The organism is bacterium, from assembly GCA_040753555.1.
In the GTDB taxonomy this organism is placed as follows: Bacteria; UBA9089; UBA9088; order UBA9088; family UBA9088; genus JBFLYE01.
In genome coordinates, this window is record JBFMDZ010000332.1 from 1 (window position 1) to 1,521 (window position 1,521).

Here is a 1,521-nt window from a genome sequence, read left to right on the forward strand (position 1 = left end):
TTTTGATGGTATTTAACAAAAAAATCTACAAAGGAAAAAAGAGGCTATGTTTTTGTGATGTGTTTTTGATATAATATATCCTGTTTAGAGGTAATTCTGGACAAAGGTAGCGAAATATAGGAAATTACTTTTGCACTAATTCCGTGAAGAGCCAAAAAATTTCTTGAAAAATTTTCCTGCAAAAGTTTGTTGTCAAACATTTTTTCCTAAAGGTTTTTTAAGAATTTGCCGATATATATTATAATAAGGAGAAATGGGAAGAGTAATTGTTTGTCTTTTAATTAGCTTATGCTTTTCAAATATATGTTTTTGCAAGATTGCACCAAAAAATGGTGAAGATAAGATTGTTATTAAAGAGGGAGATACCTTGTGGAGCCTTGCAAAGAAATATTACAATGACCCAAGCTTATGGCCAAAATTCAATGAATATAACATTATAGATAAACCAGGCCTAATCTACCCAGGAGAAAAACTTGCTATTGGAAAAGATCTTGCCCTTTCCCTTGCCAATGCTATGAGGGGAAGGATGAAGAGGCTAGAAAAGGAAAAGGGAGGCTTGAAGGGAAAAATTGAAGATTTAAAGAGAGAGATTGAAATTTTAAAGGCAAATTATGAGGAGCAAATAGAAGATTTAAGAAAGCAGCTTCCAACAGATGAGGAGATGAGATTAAGGCATCAGGCAGAGATTGAGGTAATGGAAAATGAGATTTTGCTTCTTCAAGATGAAATCAACAAATCCAGAGAGGAGAAAGGAAGCCTTTCATTGTCTTTAGAGTTAAGGTTTAAAGAGATAAAGGAAAAGAAAAGGGAAATAGAGGGAAAGGAGGATGAAATCAGGCTGTTGGAGGAGAAATTGTCTTTAAGGGATGAAGAGATTGCAATGCTTAATACAGGAATATTTGAGCTTGAGGAAAAATTAGAAAAAGCAGAGGAGGAAATAAAAGAGAAGAATAAAAGGATTGAGGAGTTAAAGAATGAGAAGGGATTATACACAGACCTTTCTCATTTCCTTATATTTGCTTTGCTTTCAGGTATCTTTGCCCTTGGGGTTATTAATTGAGGGGGTATCTTAATGTTCTGGAAAATATTCAAGGATGACATTTTTGTAATATTGTCCTTGTTCCCTTGCCTCATCTTCACCAATATCCTTTTCAATCTTTAACGGAGCTTCCCCTAATTTATCACCCACCAAACTGATGTAATCCGTTGAAATATAAGGCAAAAGAAGGATTTTTTCTTCTCATTAATGTAGACACGACTTTTCTAATTTTTTTGATCTACTTTATTGTAGATAAGATGTAGACAAAGACAAAGAATTAAAAAAACAAGTAGGCAATATGGCTCTTCACGGAATTTAGTGCAAATAAGTAATTTGTTTAAATGTTGCTTCTGATAAGGGTATAATATCCTTTTAAATCCCTCAAAAAGGAGGATAACTTAAGACAGATGCAACAAATAAATTATCTCACAGAATTATTAGGATTTCAAGGATTTTATGACAAGGGGAACAGAAAAAAGAAA

The 1,521-nt window shown here is 33.1% G+C and carries 2 protein-coding genes; one reads left to right on the forward strand and one right to left on the reverse strand.

Annotation, left to right across the window (positions count from 1 at the left end):
- Positions 1-253: 253 nt before the first annotated feature.
- Positions 254-1,060 (forward strand): LysM peptidoglycan-binding domain-containing protein, encoded by an 807-nt coding sequence (locus tag AB1630_13180; GenBank protein MEW6104738.1) that lies wholly within the window; start codon positions 254-256, stop codon positions 1,058-1,060.
- 9 nt (positions 1,061-1,069) lie between these two features.
- On the opposite strand, the gene AB1630_13185 is transcribed toward AB1630_13180, so the two are convergent.
- Positions 1,070-1,222 carry a hypothetical protein gene (locus AB1630_13185; GenBank protein MEW6104739.1) on the reverse strand — a complete coding sequence of 51 codons (153 nt, stop codon included), beginning with the start codon at positions 1,220-1,222 and terminating at the stop codon, positions 1,070-1,072.
- Positions 1,223-1,521 lie beyond the last annotated feature (299 nt).

What these genes read in the sequence shown, in the direction of transcription:
- AB1630_13180 (MEW6104738.1), top strand. Translation starts at nt 254, where the DNA reads ATGGGAAGAGTAATTGTTTGTCTTTTAATTAGCTTATGCTTTTCAAAT.